Below are 26,993 nucleotides of genomic sequence, written 5' to 3' on the forward strand. Positions count from 1 at the left end.
CCTAATTCTACTGCTGCCTTACCACTCATTGAAAAGGCTAGCTAACCAGCTGAATTAAGTTAACGGTGTCATCCCTTTACTATCTGGTAAACACTCTATTTGTTACACCACTTAGCACAATGTAATCTGAAGCAACGTAGTTTACTTACTGTTCATTTTAGCTCAAAATTCCATCAATATTAGACTTTAGTCTAACTGTACAAAATTTGTGGCATAGCTCGCTCAAAAATGAGGCTCTTCTATCAACGTTAAGACAGCCTAATCACTCCCTTGGTTAAAGGACGCCAAGTAAACATAGTTGCGGTAAGCAAGGAAAATTAACAAAATAAAAGCCGCTTAAAAAAGCGGCTTTATCGCTACTTTTTTAAATACTTAACGTTTAAGCTTTCAGCGCGCGCTCACCACGAGCGATTCCGACCACGCCACTGCGTGCTACTTCAAGTACTTCCGTTACTTCAGATAGAGCTTGAATGAAAGCATCCAGTTTCTCGCTCGTTCCCGCCATTTGTACCGTGTATTGAGAAGCCGTCACATCAACAATTTGACCACGGAAAATATCCGCCGTGCGCTTCACTTCTGCACGAGCAAAGCCACTCGCACGAACTTTTACCATCAAGAGCTCGCGCTCGATGTGCTCAAGCTCAGAGACTTCCTGAACTTTAAGAACGTCAATCAGCTTATGCAGTTGCTTCTGAATCTGTTCAAGCTGCATTTCGCTTGAGTTAGTTGTCACGTTCAAACGAGAAAGCGTTGGGTCATCTGTTGGAGATACGTTCAACGACTCGATGTTGTAGCCACGTTGAGAAAACAAACCAACCACACGAGAAAGCGCACCCGGTTGGTTTTCCATTAGTAGTGAAATGATGTGTCTCATATTATGTTCTCTCCGTTTTGCTTAGCCACATGTTATCCATACCCTCGCCTTTGATCTGCATTGGGTATACGTGCTCGGTGTCATCCACACTGATATCGACAAATACCAAACGGTCTTTCATCGCCAGTGCTTTTTCCAAACCTGACTCCAATTCATCCGGAGATGAAATACGCATACCTACGTGGCCATAAGCCTCCGCGATAGCGGCAAAATCAGGGACAGAGTCCATATATGAGTTAGAGTGACGACCTTGATAAACAATATCTTGCCACTGTTTTACCATTCCTAAGAAACGGTTGTTTAGGTTAATAATCTTAACTGGGATGTTGTATTGCAGTGCCGTGGACAGCTCTTGGATATTCATCTGAATACTGCCGTCACCGGTTACCACAACTACTTCTTCATCCGGTTTAGCAAACTTCACACCCATGCCAGCAGGTAGACCAAAGCCCATGGTGCCTAGACCGCCAGAGTTAATCCAACGACGCGGTTTGTTAAATGGGTAATATAACGCTGCAAACATTTGGTGTTGGCCAACATCAGAAGCAACATAAGCATCACCATTGGTTACTTTGTGCAGAGCTTCGATAACTTGCTGCGGCTTAATGCGCTCAGAAGATTTTTCATATGCTAAGCAGTTACGATCTTGCCACTGCTTGATTTCACTCCACCAGCTCTCAAGAGCTTCAGAATCGTTGGTGCCACCCTGCTCAATCAGCAGGTTAACCATACTTTCTAGTACTTTTTCCGCCGAGCCTACGATAGGCAGATCCACTTTCACGTTTTTAGAGATCGACGATGGGTCAATATCAATATGCATGATCTTCGCTTTAGGACAGTACTTATCTAGGTTGTTGGTTGTACGATCATCAAAACGTACACCGACACCAAAAATAAGATCGGCATTGTGCATCGCCATATTGGCTTCGTACAAACCGTGCATGCCTAACATGCCTAGAGAGTTCTTGTGAGTACCAGGGAAAGCACCTAAACCCATTAGTGTGCTTACCACGGGTAGGTTCAGTGCTTCAGCCAATTTCATCAGCTGTTGATCGGCCTCAGAGATAACCGCGCCGCCACCGACATAAAGTACTGGCTTCTTCGCTTCAAGAAGTGCCTTTAGTGCCTTCTTGATCTGACCTTTATGACCCGTAACCGTTGGGTTGTATGAACGCATTTTGATCGTATCTGGGTATTCATAAGGAAGCTTGATTTGCGGGTTTAATACATCTTTTGGTAGATCGATAACCACAGGACCAGGACGTCCTGTCGTTGAAATATAGAATGCTTTTTTTAGAACTTCAGGGATATCTTCCGCTTTCTTAACTAGGAAGCTGTGTTTAACGATTGGGCGAGATACACCCACGATATCACACTCTTGGAAGGCATCATTACCAATGAGATTGTTTGGTACGTTACCTGAGATAACAATCATTGGAATCGAGTCCATGTACGCCGTTGCGATACCCGTTACGGTATTGGTTGCGCCAGGACCAGAACATACCAGTACTACACCAGGCTTGCCGGTAGAACGAGTATAGCCATCTGCCATATGAGTAGCGGCTTGTTCGTGTCGTACTAATACGTGTTTGATTTCGTCTGTTTTCGCATGCAGCGCATCATAGATATCAAGTACAGAACCACCTGGGTAACCAAAGATTTGCTCTACACCCTCTTCAATAAGAGACTGCACCACCATCTCAGCGCCGGATAACATTGCTGTTTCAGGTTTTGTTGTCATATTGCTCTCCTCACCAGTTTCCAATCACATTTGGTGAACGTGTTGGGCTGGTTTTTCATAGTCTAGGGCTTATTCGTAGCCTAATTCGAAATACTTCCACTTTTTCGGCTATGGCTGTCTGTCGTGATAACAACAAACAGTAATACGAAACAACTTTAACGCTTTATTATCATCTGGTCTAACACCCGCTATCCGGCGATCATGTTAAAAAACCAACCGTCAGCTTAGAACATTAAACAAACACTATTCCAAGTTAAAAAAGCAGTTATAAAAACCACAATATCACCCAAAAAAAGCACTTAATATTTATATAAATGACTAATTATCGATAAATTAAGCGCTTTTCTGTGTGCGCATTCGCACATTCTTCCAAGTCTTGAGCCATAAAAAATCCCCCTAAAAATGCAATTACATTCGTAGGGGGATTTTTAAACAACTGAAAATTTATCTATCCTAAAAACTACTTATCTTTAGGCTTTTCAGTGTACATTTCTTCGATTTCGTCTTGATACTTGTCGTTAATAACTTTACGACGCAGCTTCTGAGTTGGCGTTAGTTCGCCATCATCCATTGAAAACGCTTTTGGCAATAACTTGAATTTCTTCACTTGCTCAAACTTAGCAAGTTCTTGCTGCAAGTCATTCACTCGCTTCTCAAGCATCTCAACGATTTGGTGGTGCTTAATCAGTTCTACTCGATCGTGATACTTGATGTTCAACTCTTTAGCGTACTCTTCTAACGAGTCGTAACACGGAACAATCAGTGCAGAAACAAATTTACGTGTATCAGCGATCACAGCAATCTGCTCGATGAAGTGGTCTTTACCGATCGCGCCTTCCACTACTTGCGGTGCAATGTACTTACCGCCTGAAGTTTTCATAAGCTCTTTAATACGGTCTGTAATAAAAAGGTTACCATTTTCATCAAAATGACCCGCATCACCGGTCTTCAAGAAGCCATGCTCATCGAACGTTTTCGCAGTCTCTTCTGGCATTTTGTAGTAGCCACGCATCACCATTGGGCCACGAACAAGAATCTCATTCTGAGCACCAATTTTGACTTCAGCGCCCGGCATAGCCATGCCAATCGAGTCAGGGTTAAAGCAGCGATCATCCCAGCACGAAACCGTTGCTGTAGTCTCTGTCATGCCGTAGCCAAGTTTTACGTTAATGCCGATAGCATGGAAGAAACGACCAATGGTTTCATCAAGCTTCGCGCCACCGCATGGCATGAAATTGATGTTACCACCAAGCAGCGCTCGTAGCTTAGATAACACAAGCGTATCGGCTAGTGCATGGCTCTTCTTCAGCATCAGTGATGGTGTACGACCTTCTTGGTGACAAACCGAGAGCTTCGCGCCCATGTTTACCGCCCAAGTAAATAGCACTTTATGGATAAACGGTGCTTTCGACACTTTCTCGTGAATCGCAGAGAAGATCTTCTCATAGAAGCGTGGAACCGCACTCATTACGGTAGGTTTCACGTCGTTCAGTGCATCACGTACCTGCATTGTGTCTTGCAGATAGCAGTTAGTTGCGCCTTTGTAGAGTACGTAGAAAGTCCAAGCACGCTCAAATACATGTGATAAAGGTAGGAAGCACAACGAGACATCGTCTTTCGTTAAGCTCAAGCGCTCATCGTGTCCTTCTAGCTGGTAGCCAACATTGGTGTAATCAAGCATTACGCCCTTAGGCTGACCTGTTGTACCAGAGGTATAGATAAGGGTCAGTAAGTCATCCATGTTTGCATCAGCAAGACGAGCGTCGAATTCAGCCTGTTGTGACTCAACACCACGTGCCATGAAATCATTCCAAGATACCGCAAAGCTGTGACCCTGAAGATCGATATCGTCCGACATCGAGACAACTACTTCTAGCTGTTCGCACTCCTCAAATAAGCTAACGGCAGCATCGAATTGAACTTGCTCACCAACGAACAAGATCTTCACATCTGCATTTTGGATAATGTAAGAAGACTGCGCGGCGGTATTAGTTGGATAAATCGGCACAGTAACAAGACGAGCTTGTAAAGCAGCGAAATCTGCCACCGTCCATTGAGGCATGTTGTTTGAATAGATACCGATCTTATCTTGAACTCTCAATCCTTGAGCCAATAGCGCTAATGAAAGCGTATCGATTTGTTGCCCAAACTGCTGCCAGCTAATGCCTTGCCATACATTACCTACTTTGTGTTTCAAAGCTGTACGGTTGCCGCCTTGGGCAATTTGGTCACGAAGTCTTTTTACGATATGAAAATCTAAATTGGCCATCTCTTTACCTTTGGCTTACACCTGCAAGCTTTTTTGAGCGCACAAGTGTACCTCTGATTATGGAAAAGGCAACTGATGGGGCTCAAAGTTATAAGTAATAGTACGCCTCTCGCTAGGTTTTCTATCAGCAAAGATAGCAAGCACAAAAAAGCCCTAAGCCAGACTCCCAGCTTAGGGCTTATAAATCATAGAGTTTAGTGCTTAGTTAAGCGCCACTACTTCGCCACAGATCATCATTAGCTGATCTCGTAACCAAATGTGTCCCTTATCTTTCTCACTTGATTCGTGCCAGCTTAGGTAGCCAGAGATTGCCGCATTATCGAATGGGAAATCTAAGATCTGCAGATTATCTTTGTTTGCTGCGTGCTCTACCATCCAGCGAGGTGCAATCGTTACTAACTCAGATTGGCCAACAACGTAAAGTACGTTGCTTAGGCTAGTGCCTTCGTAGAAAGGTGTGCAGTCTAGGTCACGGTAAGCTTGTTCAGAGAAGCTACGTTGGCCGTGAATGCGAGACAGTTTCGCGTGCTTCTCATTCAATAGCTCTTCAGCTGTCACTTCACCGTTAATGCGTGGGTGAGAAGAAGAAGCAACCACAACCAATTCGTCTTGGAAGATCTCAGTACTTGAGAAACCTTGCTCATCGAAACGAGCGTAATCAATAACGAAGTCGATTTCTTGGTAGCGCATACGCTCAGAAAGTTGACGGTCGAATTCAGCATCCATATGCAGTTTTACGCTAGGTGCTTGCTCATTAATCGTCGACATAATCTTAGGTGCAAAACGCATGTCACAAGGGCTGCAAATCGCAAGCTTGAACAGGCGAGAAGAAGACTCTGGAGAAAACACCGAACTTGGTAATTCGTTGCGTACTAATTGTAGCGCTTGGCGGATAGGACCAAACAACTGACGTGCACGTTGCGTCGGTTGAATACCACGACCTTGGCGCATAAATAGTTCGTCGTTAAACATCACTTTTAAGCGAGCCACAGCGTTACTTACTGCCGGCTGAGACATACCCAAGTTGTGAGCTGCACGTGTAATGTTTTGCTCTTGCATTACTGCATCAAATACAGTCAAAAGGTTTAAGTCCACTCCACGAAGTGTGCTTTCCATTCTGTAGCTAGTGATAGCACTCATTGCGTCTTTTTTATCTAACATTCAAGTTGCCTCTTGTCGGTACGACAGCGTTAAGTTTGTAATGGTATGGGAATAGATAACCACTAGTTTTTATATTTACCAGACCGATGTTTTTCGGATTACACTTACTATTAACCAATACATCCCCAGCTACCAACAAGATTGATAAAGAATAACTTAATTTTACCTCAATAATTAATTAAACATTAAAAATCAACAACTTAAATAGTTATAAAAAAACATAAAATGCGCTAATTTGGAGTTTAATTTCGACTTATTTAGCTACTCTGTCGTTCAGTTACATTTGTTACAATTTATTTGGCTGATGAATTGATTGGCCACTCAATACAAAATCACCACTTATAGTTCAGGTGAGCGATGCGTAGCTCGGAAAGTCTACCTTGTCCCAAAGCTGTTTTCTTAGGTCATCTTGATTGGCCCAATCCCCGGCTAAAACCCACTCAACAAGCGCACTAGCGACATCTGGATAAGAGACTACTTCAGCTTGTTTTTCGTTAAGCCAACTACGCAAAATCGCTGGATCAAGAAAGCTCATGGTTTGAGCTAATCCAAGCGCCTCAAGTGTGGCCACATTGCTCTGCTGTTCAAACTGTCCATCGAGTGGTTTAAGCAATAATTTTTTGCCCAGAGTAAGCGCTTCAGATGGCAATTCAAATCCACCATTAGCCACCACACCAGAGCACTGGTTTAGGTCGAATTGGAACCCCGCATGACTGAGTGGTTTGAAGGTTATATTTTCGACTTTGCTATGCTCAATCACATTTGGGTGATAGCAGACGAAACTGTGCGAAACAAACTTCATTAACAACTCAGAAATCGCTTCAAGATTCTCAAACGGCAAATAGACCAATGTGAAATCCTGTAGCACTTCGGTCTGCTCATGGTGAGCTAAGGTGTGAACGATAGGTGGCAAAATTGGTTGCTCAAAATGATACCAGTGCAAACCGATCGAGTGCTCTGTCGGCGCAAAGTGTTGAATGACAGTATGCTCAATCCAATTTCCTCCCTCTTTAGGCACATCATAGCGAAAGGCATTTTGGTGGCTGATACCGATACAAGGAACGCCCTGCCTTTTGGCCGCCCAAGCCGTCACAGGTTCAAAATCATTGAGCACCAAGTCATACGGTGTAAGGTCCAGCTGTTTAACCTCATTAAGAAAACGCCAGAAATTATTCTTAATAAATGTCTTTACATATTTAACCTGCCCCTGCTCACTATAAAAAGTTAAGCCGTTACGCACTCGGTAGTTGCCAAACTCTTCCATCGAGAAATACTTGCTCGCTTCTCGGCCTGAAAAGAGAAAATCAACATCGATGTTCTGCTGACGAAACGCGACGGCCATTGCCCTTGCGCGTGCAATGTGACCATTTCCAGTGCCTTGCACGCCGTATAATATTTTCATGGGACTTCCTTTCGATTCGCAACTTAAGCGCTTGGTAGTGATGACTGATCAATAATTAAAGAACGAGGCTAATAGCGAAACTGGTACATGCCATCCCCAAAGCTGCACCAATGAGTACATCCGTTAAAAAGTGCACACCGAGTAGTATTCGAGAGACAGCAATCGCTGTGGCCCAAATCAAACTAAATAGATACAAGCTCGGATAGAAATGTCCGATTAATGTCGCCATAACAAAAGCAGCAGCGGCATGACCAGATGGCAGGCTGTACTTATCTGATGGGACAATATGAGAGTGAAGTAGAGAAGAGAATTCCGCGGGCCTGCGACGTTTCAGAGTATTTTTAGCAAACCAATAGATTGGCAGCTCAATCGCGAAGGCAGTTAAGCCCACCAACAGAAAATCGCTGCCTGTTTTGCTATCGGAAAGCAATGCAATCAAAGCAATCAATATATAGAGGTGACCATCCCCCGTATGAGAGACCGCCTTACTCAACGTCGCATATTGGCCACTAAGCCGGTTCTTTAAACAGAAAACAGAAAATGCCACATCCCAGCGGACAATAGGTTCAATAGTACGCATACGTTCTCCTTAACAATCCTTATTCAGTTAAGGGTCAAGTTATGCCCAAAAAATGACAGTTAAGTGACGTTTTGAATGAACTAAAATGAAATTTTCCACGGTTGATGAGCCGATGATTCAACCGTATTAGAGGCTTATTCACCTCATATAAAAATAAAGCGACCCTAGGCCGCTTTATTATTCACTTCTAATTTCTGACTTAAAACTCCTACAGCGAAAGGGGCTCGTGCTTTTTCACTAAACCGAAGTCAGCCAAGATTGCGTAAGCCGCAGGGATCATAAACAGCACCAGCAGGGTTGAAGCAAAGATGCCAAATACGATCGAGATAACCAAAGGCTGAATAACCTGAGCCTGTAAACTGGTTTCGGTGAGCAGAGGCAATAAACCCGCTGCCGTCGTCATCGAGGTTAAGAACACGGCACGGAAACGCTCACGACTCGCTTTCACCACCGAGTCATGTACGCTATCTCCTTCATCAACGTGATGACGAATGTATTGAACGAGTAAGATAGAGTCGTTAACTACAATCCCTGCAAGCGACACAAAGCCCATCATACTCGGCATACTTAAGGAATGACCAAGCACCCAGTGACCAACAACCACCCCAATAAAGGCTAATGGAATCGCGAGCATCACAACCACTGGCTCTAAATAGCTTCTGAATTGATAACTCAGAATCGCAAACACACCGAATAGACCGAGCAAGAAACCTTTACCCATCGAGGCGCCCGTCTTGGCTGCATCCTTCGCTTCCCCTTCGAAGTCAAAACGTAAGCCTGGATAATCTTGAATGAGTTTAGGCGCTTCATCTTTTTGGAACTGAGCTAAGATCGCTGAAGAGCTCACTTTCTTATTATCAATATCACCGAAGATACTAATGGTTCTCAGCCCATCAATGCGTTGGATACGTACATAATTACGCTGGAAATCGAGCGTCGCTAGAGTCGCTAACGGAATTTGGCTGCCGTCCGCGGTAATGATTGGAAAGTTAGCCAGCTGCTGTATGTCGCCTGCTTGCTCTTTATCAAGACGCACCTCTATCGAGATATTCTCAACACCGATTTGAATCTCGTCCGCTGTCTGGCCAAAGAAGGCGGCACGCAGTTGAGATGCAATCATCTTCCCGTTCACATTGTAGGTTTCAGCACCTGGGCGAAGCTTAACCAAGATCTCTTCTTTACCCATACGCATGTCATCAAGCACACCATGAACACCATCAAACTCATTCAGATAAGCTTGAATATCCAGAGAAGCAGCTTTCAATGCATTAAGGTCATCATGCTTGGCACGGATTTCAATCGCACGTCCTCCCGGCCCCATAGTCGGTTGCTTGAAGACCAGTGAGATTGGATCCGCAAGTTCACCGATTTCCTCTCGCCATGCATCGATGAAATCATCGATCACCGTATTACGGCTCTCAGCACCTCGAAGGTCTAATCGCACGGTAGCCAAATGCGGGCCAGACTCATTGGCATCGGCATTGGCGTTAAACTGGCTGGTGATATGTTCGACTAGCGTATTGCCCTCTTCAACTTCTTCGCTCCACAGCTCATTCAAACGCTCAGCAGACGCCACAATCTTATCGACCACTCTCTCGGTTTGAGACAGTGATGCCCCCGGAGGAAGGATAATACGAGCCTCAGCAATATCACCATCAAGCTCAGGAAATGGTTGAAATTTGACAATACCACCAGCAATCAAAGCGATAGACAGAAGTAGTAAGGTCAACACTCCGCCCATGAAGGCATAACGGAAGGTCACCACTTTCTCGACCATATTCATCAAGGTGGTATTACGGAAGTCCTCAAACTTCTCTAGTAGCACAGTTTTGAAGCGCAGCGCTGGCTTATCGTTTTTCTCTTTGTGTAGCGAATGCGACAAGTGATTTGGCAGAATTAAGAAAGCTTCAATCAAGCTCAACGACAGCACCAAAATCAGAACCTGAGGAACGGCCTTGAGTACCGCGCCCATTTCCCCGTCGAGAAATAACAAACTACCGAAGATACACACTGTGGTTAGGAAGGAAGACAACACACCGGGAAGTACCTTCTTAACACCGTTATACACCGCGTCATCCACGTTCTGTCCCCGGTCGAGGTGGGAGGCGATCGATTCGGCGATCACAATGGCGTCATCCATCATAATACCGATCGCCATCAACAAACCGACCAATGACATAATGTTGATCGACAGTCCTAGGTTAGCCATTAAGAACAAGCCACCAAGAAATGCAACCGGCAGGCCTGCTGCAACCCAAAAAGAATAACGTAAGCTGAAGAAAAGCCACATGGTTGCGAATACCAGCACGATACCTTGCCAGCCATTACGCACCATCATGGTCAGACGATCCCACAATACAGAGGAGAGATCGTTGGTCATTTGCAGAGTCACGCCATCAGGCGCAATTGCACGCTGGTCCTCAACAAACTGAGTGACACGCTCTTTAATTCTCAGTGCATCATCTTCTTTGTTCTTACTGATCTTTAGCAGCGCAGAAGGTTTACCATCAAACAGCACCTTCTGTTCATCAAGTTCAAAGCGGTCGGTGATCTTGGCAATATCTCGTAAACGGATCACAGAGCCATTTGGCCCTGAACCCACCACAATACTTTCCAATTCCACGGGCGTAATGCGCCTTTCATCGAAGCGAATCAGGAAGTTTTTGTCTGGCGTTTCAACGTTACCACTCGGCAGTTTCACATTCTGACGGCCAATTTGATCAGCAATATCACCGACACTCAAACCGAGTTGGCGAATCGCTTGAGTATCTAGCTCAACGCGATATTGGTGATCTGAGAATCCGCTAACATCAACCAGTGAAACATCGTAATCGAGCTTCATAGTGCGTTTTAGATCTTCAGCGTATGCCTTCAAATCCGGCCACGAGGTGTCCGCAGTAATCGCGATATCAACGACTGGCTCATTCCAATCCAGCTCTTGTACGACAGGTGATTCAATCTCAGTAGGGAAATCGTTGATCGAATTGATCTGAGTTTGCACATCCACCAGCATTCGACCGATATCCGCTTTCTCATTGAGCTTGAGAATTAGACGTGCGCTGCCTTCTATCGCCTCACATTGAGTTTCTTCAATGTTAGCTAAGCCATCGACCGCATCTTCCATTCGCACACACAGGCTCTCTTCGACCTCCTGCGGTGAAGCACCCGGATAAACAATTGCTGCCATAATGTAAGGCGGATCGTAGGCAGGAAAGGTTTCACGTTTAATGGTGGACAACGAGCTCAAACCCAATATCAACAAACCAAGCATCAACAAGTTGGCTGCAGTTGGGTGTCTTGAGAAGAACTTTATCATGAAGCGCTCTCCTGACGACTGTTAGAGGAAAGCTCATCACCATTTGAATACGACTCTTTCAACAGCATACCTTCAATGGCAGGCAGAACGTCGTTAAGAACCAGTTTGTCTCCCGTCTGTAAATCACCACGAATAACTACTTGGTTATCTCGTCGGTAAAGTACTTCGACATTCACGACCTTCAAACGCTGGTTCTCATCCATTAAATAAATCTTATCACCATGTAAGGCACGTTCAGGCACAACCCAACTCGGATTGGCTAAGCCTTCAATCTCCGCTTTGACGAACATACCATTTACCAAAGGGGTGGCAATGTTTGGCTGAAGCGCAGAATAGTCTTGATTGATTTCAAGGATGATGCCCGCTGTCGCTTGGTTTTCATCCACAGTCTCACTGATTCGTGCAACCTTGGCTGGCCAAGTCAGATTTAAGCTGCCACTGTTCAACTGAATGCTTGCCTTAGTTGGCGTTTGATATGGGTTTGGGATGCCTGATGCATCGCGAGGAAACTGAGTAAAGCTTGAGGCTAAAGTTTGCATATCGTGAATAGAAAGTTGTGCCTCAACCTCCATAACGTCGATCCCATGAGCAATGAACATCTCTTGCTGCAGATTAACTACTTGATTCTTTTCAATATCGACTTGAGCGATTCGCATTGGTCTAGGCAAGGTGATGGTTGTTTTATCTAAAGAGCGTTGCGCTTCTTTTACTTTAGAGACATTCACCTTAATCACCGCTTGCGCGACACGTTTTTCATCTGGCATCAAAGCGATTTGGTTCTGTATGTCTAACACCAACTTCTGTTGGGAGAGTGCGCTCTGTTGTTGTAGATCGACATCAGACTGAGAGGTCAGCCCTTTCTTACGCAGATCTTGTTTACGCTGGAGCTCTTTATTGCTAATCACTAAACGATTTTTTTCGATCTTTAATGTCTGTTTCAGATTCTCTTCTTCTTGGTTCAGTTTCTCTAGTGAAGTCTGGCTCGATTTAAGATCCGCTTCAGCTTGTACCAACTTCAACTCGTAGTCCAAAGGATCGATCTTAAGCACCTCAATTCCTGCAGAGATCACTTGTCCTTTCTCAAGATCAGGGTGTCGATAAACGATCTGTCCTGTTACCTCGGCAATCGCTTTCCATTCAACCTTAGGTACCACTTTGCCAAAACCAACCGCCAACGGCGCGATCATCTGCTTTTCTAAACTGACGGTTTCAACCAAGCGCGCCCTGTCGGCGGCAGGCTTAGTTGGTAAATCTGGTTTAAAGTTGATCGCCACTACTAAACCAATAACACCAACGGCTAAGGCTGGGAAGAAAAGGAGCTTTTTATTTATTCTCATTATTTTGGTTCCTGCAGAGATGAAGGGCTTGGTGCATTGATAAAGCCTTCCGTCATCAGTTGAATGTTGTGTTCGATTAATCTGTTCAGAAAAGCTTCATTAAGCTCGATGCCATGAATAGCCAGCAACGGCGGCGGTGCTATAAACGGAAACACCATCAAACTTATATACGACACGCGGCAGAGCTTAGGATCCATGTCCTTCCGCAAAACGCCCTGTGCCATCAGCTTTTCAAAAATGACATCTTGGGCGGGTTTAGTGACATCGAGAAAGACCTTCTCTAGCAGCTCTCTCTGCACCTCTGAAGGCGGCATATTCATCACTTGGGCAATTAAACGAGGAAACTTAGGAACCTTGACCATCTCTTTGTAGTATGTGCGCATTAAATCGAGAAAGTTTTCGTGGCTGCTCTCTTCTACCAGCTTATGCATCTGGAGTTGCATTGGTCGCAAGGTTTCACGCAGCATTGCTTCAAACAACCCCGCTTTGTTACCAAAGTAATAACGAATCATCGCGATATTCACATCGGCTCGTTCAGCAATTAAACGAGTGGATACCTTGTCATACGGTTGAACGACGAACAGATCACGAGCATGCTCAATAAGCAACTGCCTGACATCAAGATTCTGCTGCGGTCGTCCTGCTTTGCGCCCTGCCATCACTAAAACCTACTAACCTAATTAATCACACGATTAATTATAGGGATAAATCGACACGCTAACAGAAGATTAATTACTCACTATTTAATCAATTGATTAATTAATTTAAACGCGCTCGTGATTTTTTTGGTGAATCGTTCCATTAAAAAGATTTACTACAAAGTTTTAACCTACACATAAGCCAAGCGATAAACTAACCGCCCAACCTCAAAACCCCAAGTAGATGATAAAACTAATAAAATCAAACATGCCAGCACAAACTAAACACAAACGCCGTGAATGTATGCTGATATTGGATTTTCTTGTTTGACGCTCAGAATAAATTACGGTACATATGGTGTTAACAGTTTATTTACGGATATTTGTGTAATGATTTTTTCTTCTTCTCGACTGCTGAAACTTCTCCTTATCGTGAACCAATCGCGCGGGTAAGTTGTGGGTCAAGAACTACACAAATATTAAAACCCGCGCTGAGCGGGTTTTTTTGTAACTGGCACTTTTAAAAGAACATCATTCTCAATAATAATTCGGATAGCAATCGATACAATATCGATATAAGGAAGCACCCATGAACGATCAAGTGATAATTTTTGATACGACTTTACGTGACGGCGAGCAAGCTCTAGCTGCAAGCCTGACAGTCAAAGAGAAGTTACAAATTGCTTATGCACTTGAAAGACTGGGTGTGGACGTAATCGAAGCTGGCTTCCCAGTGTCATCACCAGGTGATTTTGAATCAGTACAAACTATCGCCAAGAACATTAAAGGCAGCCGAATCTGTGCGCTTTCTCGTGCGGTAGCGAAAGATATCGATGCAGCTGCTGAAGCGTTAAAAGTCGCTGAGCAGTTCCGTATTCACACCTTCATTTCTACTTCGACAGTACACGTTCAAGATAAACTTCGCCGCAGCTACGACGATGTTGTCGAGATGGCAGTCAAAGCAGTTAAACACGCACGTAACTACACAGACGATGTTGAGTTCTCTTGTGAAGATGCAGGGCGTACGCCTATCGATAATCTATGTCGTATGGTTGAAGCTGCCATCAACGCGGGCGCAAAAACCATCAACATTCCAGATACAGTGGGTTACACAGTGCCTAACGAGTTTGGCGGTATTATCAAAACGCTATTTGACCGCGTACCAAACATCGACCAAGCGATCATCTCTGTTCACTGTCACGATGACTTAGGTATGTCGGTTGCTAACTCAATCGCAGCAATACAAGCAGGTGCTCGCCAAGTTGAAGGTACCATTAACGGCATTGGTGAACGCGCGGGTAACTGTTCTTTAGAGGAGATCGCAATGATCATCAAGACTCGCCAAGAGTTATTAGGTGTTCATACCGGCCTAGATCACCAAGAGATCCACCGTACCAGTAAATTGGTGAGCCAGCTTTGCCACATGCCGATTCAAGACAACAAAGCGATCGTTGGTGCTAACGCATTCAGCCACTCTTCAGGTATCCACCAAGATGGCATGCTAAAGAACAAAAACACTTACGAGATCATGACTCCCGAGTCTATTGGTTTGAAGAACAAGGCGTTGAACCTAACCAGCCGTAGTGGTCGTGCTGCAGTGAAAAGCCACATGGACGCGATGGGTTACAAAGACAACGAGTACAGCCTAGATTCATTGTACGAAGACTTCTTGAAGCTTGCTGACCGTAAAGGCCAAGTCTTCGATTACGACTTAGAAGCATTGATGCACTTCGCGAATCTACGTGACGAAGATGACTTCTACAAACTGAACTACCTAAGCGTGCAATCTGGTAGTGTAATGTCTACAACCAGCATCAAGCTGCAATGTGGTGACGAAGAGAAGTGCGAAGCCGCTGTCGGTAACGGTCCTGTTGACGCGCTATACCAGTGTATCTACCGCTTGACTGGCTACGAAATCGTACTAGATAAGTTCGACCTAACCGCGAAAGGTGAAGGTGAAGACGGTTTAGGCCAAGCTGACATCATTGCTAACTATAAAGGTCGCAAGTACCACGGCACAGGCGTTTCAACGGATATCGTTGAAGCTTCTGGCCAGGCGCTTTTACACGTTATCAACAGCATTCAACGCGCTGACACTATTGCTGAAATGAAACAGCAAAAAATCGCGACCGTTTAAGAACCCAATGACAGAGCCCTAGAGTCGATGTTATTGGCTTTAGGGACAAAATTTAAAACGAGCCAAATAGCTCAGTAATAAGAATTAAAGGATTAACATGACTGATAAATCATACAAAATTGCCGTACTACCTGGTGATGGCATTGGCCCAGAAGTAATGCAGCAAGCACATAAGGTGCTAGACGTGATCGAAAAAAAGCATGCGATTAGCTTTGCTCGCGAAGAGTATGATGTTGGTGGTATTGCAATTGATAACCACGGTTGTCCACTACCAGAGTCTACAGTGAAAGGTTGTGAGGAGTCTGACGCAGTACTTTTCGGCTCAGTTGGTGGTCCTAAGTGGGAACACCTTCCACCAAATGACCAACCTGAGCGTGGCGCCCTACTTCCTCTACGTAAACACTTCCAACTGTTCTGTAACCTACGCCCTGCACAAATTCACAAGGGTTTAGAGTCTTTCTCTCCTTTACGTGCTGATATCTCTGAGCGTGGTTTTGACATCGTGGTAGTACGCGAACTAACTGGCGGTATCTACTTCGGTCAACCTAAAGGTCGTGAAGGCGAAGGCGCAACTGAAAAAGCGTTTGATACTGAGGTTTACCACCGCTACGAAATCGAACGTATTGCTAAGATTGCTTTTGAATCGGCACGCCTACGTAATAAAAACGTGTACTCAATAGATAAAGCGAACGTTCTACAGAGCTCTATCTTGTGGCGTGAAGTAGTTGAAGAGATCGCTAAAGATTACCCAGATGTAACGCTAAACCACATGTACATCGACAACGCAACCATGCAGCTAATCAAAGACCCGTCTCAATTTGACGTAATGCTATGTTCAAACATCTTCGGCGACATCATCTCTGATGAGTGCGCAATGATCACGGGCTCTATGGGTATGCTTCCTTCTGCAAGCTTGAACGAAAGCAACTTCGGTCTATACGAACCTGCGGGCGGCAGTGCACCAGATATCGCGGGCAAAAACATTGCTAATCCAGTGGCACAGATCCTTTCCGCAGCGCTGATGCTTCGTTACAGTCTAGGCGAAGAGGCGGCAGCACAAGATATTGAAACAGCGGTATCTAAAGCGCTTTCAGCAGGCGAGCTAACAGCTGACCTAGCAGGCGACAAACAAGCGCTAACCACCTCTGAAATGGGTGACAAGATTGCAGAGTACATCTTAGCTTCATAAGCATAACGCTCTTAAGCAGTACATAAGAATAATATCAAGCTAAGTCATCCAGAGTGCCTGACTTGCCTAGAAACAAACACTGGGACTGATGATCCCAAGGAAGAAAAGCTATGTCTACAAACCAGCAAGCCAAAACCTTATACGAAAAAGTTTACGACGCGCACGTTGCTGTAGCAGCGGAAGGCGAAAACCCGATTCTTTATATCGACCGTCACCTAGTTCACGAAGTAACGTCACCTCAAGCCTTTGATGGTCTGCGTGAAAAAGGCCGTAAAGTTCGCCAAGTAGGCAAGACTTTCGCGACCATGGATCACAACGTATCAACCCAAACCAAAGACATTAATGCTTCTGGCGAGATGGCGCGTATCCAGATGGAAACGCTATCAAAAAACTGTGAAGAGTTTGGTGTAACGCTTTACGACCTAAACCACAAATACCAAGGTATTGTGCACGTAATGGGTCCTGAACTAGGTATTACTCTGCCAGGTATGACTATCGTTTGTGGTGACTCGCACACTGCAACACACGGTGCATTTGGTTCACTAGCCTTTGGTATCGGTACTTCAGAGGTAGAGCACGTGCTAGCGACTCAAACGCTAAAGCAAGCTCGCGCTAAAACCATGAAGATCGAAGTAAAAGGCAAGGTTGCTCCGGGCATTACAGCCAAAGACATCGTGCTAGCGATCATCGGTAAAACAACGGCGGCTGGCGGTACTGGCTACGTGGTTGAATTCTGTGGTGAGGCGATTACCGACCTTACAATGGAAGGCCGTATGACGGTATGTAACATGGCTATCGAGTTGGGCGCTAAAGCAGGCCTGATTGCACCGGATGAAACCACCTACGAATACATTAAGGGTCGTAAGTTCTCTCCAGAAGGTGAAGAGTTTGACGCAGCCGTTGAATACTGGAACACACTAAAAACCGATGCTGACGCTGAATTTGATGCAATAGTCACTCTAGAAGCCGCAGACATCAAACCGCAAGTGACGTGGGGCACTAACCCTGGTCAGGTAATTTCTGTTGATGCACCTATCCCGGCACCAGAAAGCTTCGCAGATCCTGTTGAAAAAGCATCAGCTGAAAAAGCATTGGCATACATGGGCTTAGAGGCGGGTAAGTCTCTATCAGATTACAATGTAGATAAAGTATTTGTTGGCTCTTGTACTAACTCTCGCATCGAAGACATGCGTGCAGCTGCTGCAGTAGCGAAAGGTCGCCAAGTGGCTAAGCATGTGCAAGCGCTTATCGTTCCGGGCTCTGAGCAAGTAAAAGCTCAAGCTGAAGCTGAGGGCCTAGATGTTATCTTCAAAGAAGCCGGTTTTGAGTGGCGCCTACCGGGTTGTTCTATGTGTCTTGCAATGAACAACGACCGCCTAGGTCCACAAGAGCGCTGCGCGTCTACATCAAACCGTAACTTTGAAGGTCGCCAAGGCCGTGATGGTCGCACGCACCTAGTTAGTCCTGCAATGGCTGCCGCGGCAGCGATCGCTGGTCACTTTGTCGATATTCGTGAACTTTAATTAGAGGATTTAACATGTCAGGTTTTCAACAACACACCGGATTAGTCGTTCCTCTAGATACGGCCAACATCGATACTGATGCGATCATTCCAAAGCAGTTCTTACAGAAAGTGAACCGCATTGGTTTTGGTAAACACTTATTCCATGACTGGCGCTTTCTAGACGATGCGGGCGAACAGCCAAACCCAGAATTCGTGATGAACGCACCACGTTACCAAGGCGCTTCAATCCTACTTGCTCGTGAAAACTTTGGTTGTGGCTCATCTCGTGAACACGCACCTTGGGCGCTTGCTGATTACGGTATCCAAGTGATGATTGCACCAAGCTTTGCAGACATCTTCTACGGTAACTCAATCAACAACCAAATGGTTCCTGTTCGATTGACTGAGCAAGAAGTGGATGAGATTTTCCAATTCGTAGAAGCGAATGAAGGCGCAGAGGTCACTGTTGATCTAGAAGAAATGAAAGTAAGTGCAAATGGTAGAGAGTACTCGTTTGAAATTGATGAGTTCCGTCGTCACTGCCTACTGAATGGCTTAGACAATATCGGCCTAACCCTACAGCATGCTGATAAGATTTCTGCGTATGAAGAGAAGATTCCAAGCTTCCTAAAATAAAGAAGCCTTGCAATAGAAAAAGCAGTTTTCAAAGTTCGAAAAGGTTGGCTTAGCGCCAACCTTTTTTATTTGGTTCAGCTCTAGCTTAAAGTGTCTATCAAACTCAGATCTATTACTTAACTGAAGAGCCATGAAAGAAAACCGTAAAGCATAAGGTCTTAGTAGTCAGCAATCAGGAGAATGCCATGAAACCACTACTCGTTATTATCAGCCTACTTTTTTCAACCTTAGCTTGGTCGGCGCCGAAATCCGAACTATGGCCGTACTGGAATCAAAGCAATGAGACCAACTCAGGACAGGTTTCTCATCAAAGCTGGCAGCAATTCCTCGATAGCTATTTGGTTAAACAGGGGCAAAATACTCTAGTTCGTTATCAAGCAGTGACCGACACAGATAACACAAAGTTAAAGCGATACATCAAGCTGTTAGAGCAGGTAAACCCACTCGAATACTCAAAAGCAGAGCAGTACGCTTACTGGGTCAACCTATACAATGCAGTGACTGTTGATTTGATTCTCGATGCCTACCCAGTTAAATCGATCACCAAGCTCGGCGGCCTATTTAGTTTTGGGCCATGGGGAGACGATGTCGTATCAGTAAATGGGAAATCACTGACACTCAATGACATTGAGCACCGCATCTTAAGACCAATATGGCAAGATCCACGTACACACTACGCCGTAAACTGTGCCAGCTTCGGCTGTCCAAACCTTCAGCCTCAAGCTTTTACCGCAGACAACACCGAAACTCTACTGGAACAAGCGGCCTCTGAGTTTGTCAATAGTGATAAAGGTGTACTAGTTAAGAATAGTAAGCTTCAGCTATCCTCCATTTATGAATGGTTCAATGTAGATTTTGGAAACAGAGAACAGCTGATTCAACATCTAAACCAATATCGAACTAAGCCAGTACCAAGCGCCAACAAAATCAGCTATTACTACGACTGGTCACTCAATCAAGCAAAATAGCTTGCTGCCAGTCGCTCACGACTAAAACAAAAAAGAGGCTAGTGGTGTATTAGCCACTAGCCTCTTTTCATCTATCTCACTGTATTTTAGTGCTAGAAACTGGAACCAGGCTGCTGCAAAAACTCAATCTCTTCTGGCGTTGATGTTCTTCCTAGCACCTCATTACGATGCGGATAACGACCAAAACGCTCAATGATAACCTTGTGCTTAAACTCAAAATCAAGATTATTTTCTAAGCCAGTTTGAGAAAACAACTCAACCGCCTGCTCATGAATTAACAGTGACTCGCTGTGCATGTAAGGCATGTATAGAAAGCTTTTCTGTTGCTGGTTAAGTTGATGGTCAAAACCACCAACTACGGCTTCCTGAGCCAATGCTAGCGCCATAGAGTCAGCTGCAAATGCAGCATGGCTGTTTCTACCGAGGTTTCTTGAAAACTGGTCCAGTACAATAATCTCAGCTAAGCGCCCTTGCGCCGTTTGACGCCATTCAAACAGCTCTCCCTGAATCGCGGCTTGATGTAAATCTGAGAATCGCTCTTTAATCAAAGCATCAATATATTCACCGCCAGTAAACCAGTCCTTTGGTGTTAACTCGTCAAACCAAAAGTCTAGAACGTCTCGATAACTGATAGTCATATTTATTCCTTTAATTAAAAAAGCCGAGTAACCTCTTATCATTACTCGGCTTTGTATCCGATTACTTAAATCCTTTGACCTTTTTAATGAGGTCGTAAGCATTCTGAATTTCTTGTGATTTCTCTTTCGCAACGTTCATCATTTCTGGCGGTAGACCTTTTGCCATAAGTTTATCTGGGTGGTGCTCATTCATCAGCTTACGGTAGGCCTTTTTGACTTCTTTGCCTTCTGCGTTCTCGCTAACACCTAACACCTTAAATGCATCACCAAGTTGGTTTTGTTGTGATGCTTGTTGCCAACCTGACGACTGTCCTTGATGATGACCACCACCGAAACTCCCACCCTGTTGCTGGAAACGGAATGCCGCCTCTTGCATCTGTAAACGGCGCTCAAGTTGCTCTGCAGAAAAGCCAAGACCTTGAGCAATCTTATGAAGAACCTGACGTTCACTTGGGTGCAGGCTTCCATCAGCGAATGCAGCTGATACTTGCAACTCTAGAAAGAACTGAAGAAGGTCAAAACGTCCACCCGATGAGATTTTGACTCGTTCAAGGACATCATTTAACGGGAAGTCGCTCTCTTTCCCTTTGCGGAATGCATCTTGCGCCGCTCTGCGTTGTTCACCATGGAGATTCATACGCTCCATCATAGTAGAAGCCAGTTGAATCTCTTCGCGAGTTACTTGGCCTTTCGCTTTAGCAACATGTCCCATAACCGCAAATGCAGATTTGAAAAACTCATTTTGTCTTTCAGCTTGGTTGGGCCCACGCCCAAAACCAGAGGTATTAAACCCAGATTGGTTCAATCGGCGAGCTTTATCGAATTGGTGTCCTAAAAATAGGCCAAAAACTAAACCAAGTGGCCCTCCAAACAGAAAGCCAAAGAAAGCGCCCAAAATTTTGCCAAATATTTGCATTATGTGTTCTCTATCTATGAATTTTATCTGAGTAATGCTGTCTGATGATGCTGAATGCTAATATTTCCTTTATCATAAGGAAAATGTTTTATTTATTGGATTGATACTAGATCAACCCTTCATCTAGTGACACAGGATAGTTCAACTTCATGCAATCTTTTTCCCGCACCTTGTTAGCCGCGTCTATAAGTACGGCGTTATACGTGTCGACAACTCAAGCTGAAACAATAACCGATAGTAGTGTGCAGGAAATGCCCTCTATAGATCAATGCTTGATCGAGCCCGCTGCAGAAAACGAGACTCAACTACCCGCTCATGTTGAGTCCGATCGCTTAGAGGCTATCAATGGTGACAAGGCAATATATTCAGGTGACGTAAAAGTTACGCAAGGAAACAAGACCATCCTTGCCGATAATGTAACCCTTCACCAACAAGAAAACATCGTTGTAGCTGAAGGCAACGTTAACTTTAATGACGGTCAAATTAAATCAGTATCAGACAGAGCAACCAATAATCTGACTACAGATGAGATGACACTAGAAAATACCGACTACGAATTTCTATGTGAACCAGGCCGTGGCGATGCCGTTTATATCGCAAAAACAGGTAAAGCGGTTTATGAAATCGAAGACGGCTCGATCACCTCTTGTCCTATTGGTGATAACGCTTGGCGTCTGAGGGCATCGAGTATCGATGTTGACCAAAATGAAGAGCAAGCCACTTTTTATAATCCTCGCTTTGAAATTCAAAGTGTCCCTGTATTTTACCTACCTTACCTAACCGTCCCTATTGGTGATACACGTAAGACAGGTTTTCTGTACCCAACCGTATCATACGGTTCAAAAGATGGTTTTGAAACTGAGATCCCAGTGTATTGGAACTTGGCACCAAACTATGATCTAGAAACAACTTTGAAGTACATGGAAAAGCGCGGCACACAACTAAACAGTAAGTTCCGTTACCTAAGCGATTTAGGCTCAGGCAACATAAAGTCAGAGTACTTGCCCGAAGATAAGAAATTTAAAGATAAAGGTGACCGCTGGGGAACACAATGGCAACACACAGGTATCTTTAAAGAAGCATGGTTATTTGAGACAGACTACTCTAAAGTCAGTGACAATGATTACTTCACCGATATTAGCTCAAGTAGCATTGGTAAACGTGAAGACGGTCAATTGCTACAAGAAGGTAAAGCAACCTACCGTTCTCAAAACTGGAACGCATCCGTACTCGTACGAGATTTTCAAGTTTTATCTGACAAAAACCAGCCCTACCGACTAATGCCACAAGTTGAGTATGATTACTATGCCCCAAAGGTTATGGAGTATTTAGACTTTGACATGATCAGTCATGTTTCTCTATTTGACACTGACGCAAAAGGCAAACCATCTGCGACCCGCGTCCATGTTGAACCAGGGTTTACCATACCGATAGGAAATACTTGGGGGACTTGGACGACAGAAGCAAGGCTGCTTGGTACTTACTACCAGCAAGACCTTGATGGCGTTGATACAGCAATTGACGAATACAAAGATTTAGAAAAATCGGTAAGTCGAGTTATCCCTGAGTTTCGAAGTCATGCAGGTATCGTTCTTGAACGTGGTACCACTATTGTTGGTAACTACACTCAAACACTCGAGCCACAGGTTCAGTATTTGTACGTACCAGATAAAGACCAAAGCCATATTGGCCTATACGACACGACACTATTACAAACCGACTATTACGGCTTATTTAGAAGTCGAAAATACAGTGGTGTAGACCGTATTGCTGCAGCAAATCAAGTAAGCTATGGCGCCTCATCTCGTTTCTTTGATGATGAATATAAGGAACGTCTCAATATTTCTTTCGGCCAGATTTTTTATATCGATAAAGAGACCAAGCAAAAATTACACATCAATGAGCCTGATAAAGACTCAAACTACTCATCTTGGGCGGTAGAGGCAGACTTTAACTATGATGACTACCTATTCTACCATGGTGGTGTGCAGTACGATGTTGACACATCAGCAATGCAACTCGCCAATAGCACCATTGAATACCGTTTTGACGACGGCTACATTCAGACTAACTACCGCTACGTAACTAAAGAGTACATTGAAGATACTGTTGATTTTAATGTTGGCTCCATGACTAAAGATGGTATTTCTCAAGCAGGCTTACTCGGTGCTTACCAGATTTCGCCTAAATGGAATGCAAGTGCCCAATACTTTTATGATTTAACCACCAAAGAAGATCTAGAGTGGTTAGCTCGACTCAATTACAAATCGGATTGTTGGTACATCGGCTTTACCTACAGCAATCAACTAAGTGGTTGGAAAGGCGATTACATAAACACATCAAATGCGACACCTATCTATGAAAATAACTTCGGCGTGAACTTTGGCATTATTGGCTTCGGTACCAATCTTGGCTCAGACTCTGGGGCTATTGGAGAAAGCAGTTCTGATAACTCTTTGAGCTACGGACGCCCATTCTTTTTAAATAACTAATTTTCTTTATTGATAAAACATCGGTAAATTCAAAGGATTACACATGAAATTGTGGAAACACACACTAGTCGCTATCGCAGCAGCTTGCACTGTATCAACAAGCTTTGCTGCGCCAGTTGAGCTCGATAGCGTAAGAGTGATCGTTAACGAAGGCGTGATCTTGCAGAGCGACATCGATACGTCGATGAAAACTCTACGAGCAAACGCGAAGAAAAGCGGCCAGACATTACCCTCTCAAGACGTGCTTGATGAGCAAGTACTTGAAAAGCTGATTATCGATACCATCCAAACTCAAGAAGCAGAGCGTATCGGTGTTCGTATTGATGATGCTCGACTTGATCAAGCGATTGAAGGCATCGCCAAAGACAACAACCAAACAGTAGAGCAACTCACTGCTTCAGTTGCAGAAGAAGGCCTGAGCTACAACGCATTCCGTGAGCAAGTCAGAAAAGAGATCGCGGCAAGCGAAGCGCGTAACGCGCTTGTTCGTCGCCGTATCAACATCCTTCCAGCAGAAGTAGACAACCTAGCGGATATCTTGGCTCAAGAAACGAATGCGACAGTCCAATACAAGATTGGGCACATTCAACTTCGTTTCAGCGATGACCAAACCAAAGAAGAGCTAGAAGCTCAAGCCAAAGAGCTTGTAGAAGAGCTTAACTCTGGTAAAGACTTCAGCACCATGGCTTATACTTATTCTAAAGGCCCTAAAGCCCTACAAGGTGGTGATTGGGGTTGGATGCGTAAAGAAGAGATGCCAACTATCTTTGCAGACCAAATAAAAATGCAAAATAAAGGCAGCATCATTGGCCCTTTCCGCAGCGGTGTCGGCTTCCACATTCTAAAAATTGAAGATGTGAAAGGCTTGGAAACCGTAGCAATTACTGAAGTGAATGCTCGTCATATCCTGATAAAACCAACCGTAATCTTAAGTGATGATGGTGCTAAAGAGCAGCTTGAAGAGATCACTCGTCGTGTAAATGCAGGCGAAGCAAGCTTTGGAGATATGGCTCAGCAATACAGCCAAGACCCGGGCTCAGCCGTTCAGGATGGTGAACTAGGCTACCAAACACCGGATTTGTACGTACCTGAATTCAAACACCAAGTAGAAACATTACCGGAAGGCAAAATCAGTGCGCCATTTAAAACCGTTCACGGCTGGCACATTGTCGAAGTACTGGACCGTCGCGAAGTCGACCGTACTGATTCAGCGTTGAAAAACAAAGCTTACCAAATTTTATTTAACCGCAAGTTCAACGAAGAAGCTGGAGCTTGGCTGCAAGAAGTACGAGCGAGTGCCTTTGTTGAAATGGTTGAGGATGACCAAGATGACAACTAAACGTATTGTCATTACTGCTGGTGAACCAGCCGGGATAGGCCCGGATTTAACCCTGGCTCTATCCCAAGAAAGCTGGCCTCACCAACTTGTGGTTTGTGCAGATAAAAACCTACTGGCTGAACGTGCTGAACTGCTGGGTATTGAAGTAGAGTTGTTAGATTACGACGCTGCTGCACCAAAGCAGCAGCAACGCTCTGGCACACTGGTTGTGAAACACATTCCACTTGCTGAAAGCGCTGTTGCAGGCCAACTTAACGAAGCTAATGGTCATTACGTATTAAATACTTTAGAAACCGCAGCAATTGGCTGTATGAATGATGAATTTGATGCTATTGTCACCGGCCCTGTCCACAAGGGTGTAATTAACCGAGCTGGCGTTGCTTTTAGCGGCCATACCGAGTTCTTTGCAGAGAAGTCCAACACGCCACTTGTGGTAATGATGTTGGCAACAGAAGGGCTGCGTGTTGCATTAGTAACAACACATATCCCACTAGCTGATGTATCTCAAGCAGTGACTGAAGACAGATTAGAGCAAATCATTGCGATTCTAAATAAAGATTTGGTCGGAAAATTTGCGATTGAGAAACCAACTATCTACGTATGTGGTTTGAATCCACATGCCGGTGAAGATGGTTGTTTAGGGCGTGAAGAGATCGAAACTATCACCCCCACGCTAGAAAAAATTCGTCAAAAAGATGGGATTAATTTGGTTGGCCCTTTGCCAGCAGATACCATCTTTAATGAAAAATATTTGCAAGATGCAGATGCTGTTTTAGGTATGTATCACGACCAAGTACTTCCGGTATTGAAATACAAAGGGTTTGGTCGCTCAGTGAACATCACGCTTGGCTTGCCGTTTCTTCGTACATCAGTCGACCACGGTACCGCCTTAGACTTGGCCGGGAAAGGCCAAGCCGATACAGGGAGCTTTAGAACAGCGCTCACGCACGCCATTGAATTAGTAGAGAAAAAGCAATGAGAAATGATGTCCACTTAGGACACAAAGCGCGTAAACGTTTTGGTCAAAACTTCCTTAACGATCCATACATTATTGATGGCATCGTATCGAGCATTAACCCACTACCAGGTCAAAACCTAGTAGAAATTGGTCCAGGCCTTGGCGCAATTACTGAACCGGTAGGTAAGCTTGTCGATAAATTTACTGTTATCGAATTGGATAGAGACCTTGCAGAACGTCTTCGTAACCACCCGGATCTAGCTGATAAGCTGACGATCCACGAAGGTGATGCGATGAAGTTCGACTTCGAGCAACTTGTTAAACCAAACAACAAGCTTCGCATCTTTGGTAACTTGCCTTACAACATCTCGACGCCGCTGATGTTCCACCTTTTTGAATTCCATAAAGACATCAAAGACATGCACTTTATGCTACAAAAAGAAGTGGTCAACCGCCTAGCTGCAGGTCCTGGTAGCAAAGCATACGGTCGTCTGACGGTAATGGCTCAATACTACTGTAAAGTCACACCTGTACTAGAAGTGCCACCAACGGCTTTCGTTCCACCACCGAAGGTAGACTCTGCAGTTGTGCGTCTTCAGCCATACGAAGTGCTGCCTTACCCGGCTAAAGACCTAAAATGGCTAGATCGCGTATGTCGTGAAGGCTTTAACCAACGTCGTAAGACAGTTCGTAACTGCTACAAGAGTCTGATTGATAAGGACGTACTAGAAGAGCTTGGAATCAACCCAAGCATGCGTCCTGAGAACCTAACACTCGAACAGTTTGTCGATATGGCGAACTGGTTGCACGACAACCACAACGCTGACAAATAAAATAAAAAAGGCTCCTACACTTCGGTTAGGAGCCTTTTTTATGTAATACTTTAATTACATTAAGT

20 protein-coding genes are annotated in these 26,993 nt (G+C 44.6%); 9 read left to right on the plus strand and 11 right to left on the minus strand.

All coding sequences use genetic code 11. The features are described 5' to 3' along the window. Positions 1-379 precede the first annotated feature (379 nt). The 9 genes from ilvN to A3712_RS11005 form a co-directional block, all read right to left on the minus strand. Positions 380-874, minus strand: coding sequence for an acetolactate synthase small subunit (gene ilvN, locus A3712_RS10965; protein WP_008219984.1), 495 nt, complete (start codon positions 872-874; stop codon positions 380-382). A gap of 1 nt (position 875) precedes the next feature. Then, complete coding sequence (locus tag A3712_RS10970; protein WP_063523450.1) at positions 876-2,615, minus strand: acetolactate synthase 3 large subunit; 1,740 nt, start codon at positions 2,613-2,615, stop codon at positions 876-878. A 460-nt stretch (positions 2,616-3,075) separates the two neighbouring features. Further along, positions 3,076-4,884, minus strand: a complete 1,809-nt coding sequence (locus tag A3712_RS10975) for an AMP-dependent synthetase/ligase (RefSeq protein ID WP_063523451.1) — start codon at positions 4,882-4,884, stop codon at positions 3,076-3,078. Positions 4,885-5,085: 201 nt separating this feature from the next. After that, positions 5,086-6,045 (minus strand): transcriptional regulator LeuO, encoded by a 960-nt coding sequence (leuO, locus tag A3712_RS10980; protein WP_063523452.1) that lies wholly within the window; start codon positions 6,043-6,045, stop codon positions 5,086-5,088. A gap of 346 nt (positions 6,046-6,391) precedes the next feature. Then, positions 6,392-7,447, minus strand: a complete 1,056-nt coding sequence (locus A3712_RS10985; protein WP_063523453.1) for an MJ1255/VC2487 family glycosyltransferase — start codon at positions 7,445-7,447, stop codon at positions 6,392-6,394. 55 nt (positions 7,448-7,502) lie between these two features. Continuing rightward, on the minus strand, positions 7,503-8,027 hold the full coding sequence (locus A3712_RS10990) for a phosphatase PAP2 family protein (protein WP_063523454.1): 525 nt from the start codon (positions 8,025-8,027) through the stop codon (positions 7,503-7,505). 208 nt (positions 8,028-8,235) lie between these two features. Next, the gene (locus A3712_RS10995; RefSeq protein ID WP_063523455.1) at positions 8,236-11,343 is read right to left on the minus strand and encodes an efflux RND transporter permease subunit; all 3,108 of its coding nucleotides are present in this window, start codon (positions 11,341-11,343) and stop codon (positions 8,236-8,238) included. Next, positions 11,340-12,680, minus strand: a complete 1,341-nt coding sequence (locus A3712_RS11000; protein WP_063523456.1) for an efflux RND transporter periplasmic adaptor subunit — start codon at positions 12,678-12,680, stop codon at positions 11,340-11,342. Before A3712_RS11000 ends, A3712_RS10995 begins: the two co-directional genes overlap by 4 nt. After that, positions 12,680-13,339: a TetR/AcrR family transcriptional regulator gene (locus tag A3712_RS11005; protein WP_063523457.1), complete on the minus strand. Its 660-nt coding sequence runs from the start codon at positions 13,337-13,339 to the stop codon at positions 12,680-12,682. The genes A3712_RS11000 and A3712_RS11005 overlap by 1 nt, the downstream gene beginning before the upstream one ends. 568 nt (positions 13,340-13,907) lie before the next feature. Here A3712_RS11005 and leuA point away from each other — a divergent pair. The 5 genes from leuA (at position 13,908) to A3712_RS11030 (ending at position 19,752) form a co-directional block, all read left to right on the plus strand. Next, positions 13,908-15,455: a 2-isopropylmalate synthase gene (leuA, locus tag A3712_RS11010; protein WP_063523458.1), complete on the plus strand. Its 1,548-nt coding sequence runs from the start codon at positions 13,908-13,910 to the stop codon at positions 15,453-15,455. A 97-nt stretch (positions 15,456-15,552) separates the two neighbouring features. Further along, a complete protein-coding gene (gene leuB, locus A3712_RS11015; protein WP_063523459.1) occupies positions 15,553-16,644 on the plus strand; it encodes a 3-isopropylmalate dehydrogenase in 1,092 nt (363 codons plus the stop codon). A 110-nt stretch (positions 16,645-16,754) separates the two neighbouring features. Further along, positions 16,755-18,167, plus strand: a complete 1,413-nt coding sequence (gene leuC, locus A3712_RS11020) for a 3-isopropylmalate dehydratase large subunit (RefSeq protein ID WP_063523460.1) — start codon at positions 16,755-16,757, stop codon at positions 18,165-18,167. 14 nt (positions 18,168-18,181) lie between these two features. Continuing rightward, the gene (gene leuD, locus A3712_RS11025; protein ID WP_063523461.1) at positions 18,182-18,784 is read left to right on the plus strand and encodes a 3-isopropylmalate dehydratase small subunit; all 603 of its coding nucleotides are present in this window, start codon (positions 18,182-18,184) and stop codon (positions 18,782-18,784) included. A gap of 185 nt (positions 18,785-18,969) precedes the next feature. Next, positions 18,970-19,752 carry a DUF547 domain-containing protein gene (locus tag A3712_RS11030; RefSeq protein WP_063523462.1) on the plus strand — a complete coding sequence of 261 codons (783 nt, stop codon included), beginning with the start codon at positions 18,970-18,972 and terminating at the stop codon, positions 19,750-19,752. A 92-nt stretch (positions 19,753-19,844) separates the two neighbouring features. Here A3712_RS11030 and A3712_RS11035 read toward each other — a convergent pair whose 3' ends face one another. Both A3712_RS11035 and djlA read right to left on the minus strand, forming a co-directional pair. Further along, complete coding sequence (locus A3712_RS11035) at positions 19,845-20,390, minus strand: DUF924 family protein (RefSeq protein WP_063523463.1); 546 nt, start codon at positions 20,388-20,390, stop codon at positions 19,845-19,847. Positions 20,391-20,451: 61 nt separating this feature from the next. Further along, positions 20,452-21,306 carry a co-chaperone DjlA gene (djlA, locus tag A3712_RS11040; RefSeq protein WP_063523464.1) on the minus strand — a complete coding sequence of 285 codons (855 nt, stop codon included), beginning with the start codon at positions 21,304-21,306 and terminating at the stop codon, positions 20,452-20,454. A 149-nt stretch (positions 21,307-21,455) separates the two neighbouring features. Here djlA and lptD point away from each other — a divergent pair, with 149 nt between their 5' ends. The 4 genes from lptD to rsmA are packed head-to-tail and all read left to right on the plus strand — an operon-like array spanning position 21,456 to position 26,928. Next, on the plus strand, positions 21,456-23,798 hold the full coding sequence (gene lptD / locus A3712_RS11045; protein WP_063523465.1) for an LPS assembly protein LptD: 2,343 nt from the start codon (positions 21,456-21,458) through the stop codon (positions 23,796-23,798). 43 nt (positions 23,799-23,841) lie between these two features. Beyond that, entirely contained in the window at positions 23,842-25,137 is a 1,296-nt protein-coding gene (gene surA, locus A3712_RS11050; RefSeq protein WP_063523466.1) for a peptidylprolyl isomerase SurA, read from the plus strand. After that, positions 25,127-26,116: a 4-hydroxythreonine-4-phosphate dehydrogenase PdxA gene (gene pdxA / locus A3712_RS11055; RefSeq protein WP_063523467.1), complete on the plus strand. Its 990-nt coding sequence runs from the start codon at positions 25,127-25,129 to the stop codon at positions 26,114-26,116. The genes surA and pdxA overlap by 11 nt, the downstream gene beginning before the upstream one ends. Next, positions 26,113-26,928, plus strand: a complete 816-nt coding sequence (gene rsmA, locus A3712_RS11060) for a 16S rRNA (adenine(1518)-N(6)/adenine(1519)-N(6))-dimethyltransferase RsmA (protein ID WP_063523468.1) — start codon at positions 26,113-26,115, stop codon at positions 26,926-26,928. The genes pdxA and rsmA overlap by 4 nt, the downstream gene beginning before the upstream one ends. Positions 26,929-26,993: the final 65 nt, after the last annotated feature.

Origin of the sequence: Vibrio sp. HI00D65, assembly GCF_001635455.1 — a bacterium.
Lineage (GTDB): Bacteria > Pseudomonadota > Gammaproteobacteria > Enterobacterales > Vibrionaceae > Vibrio.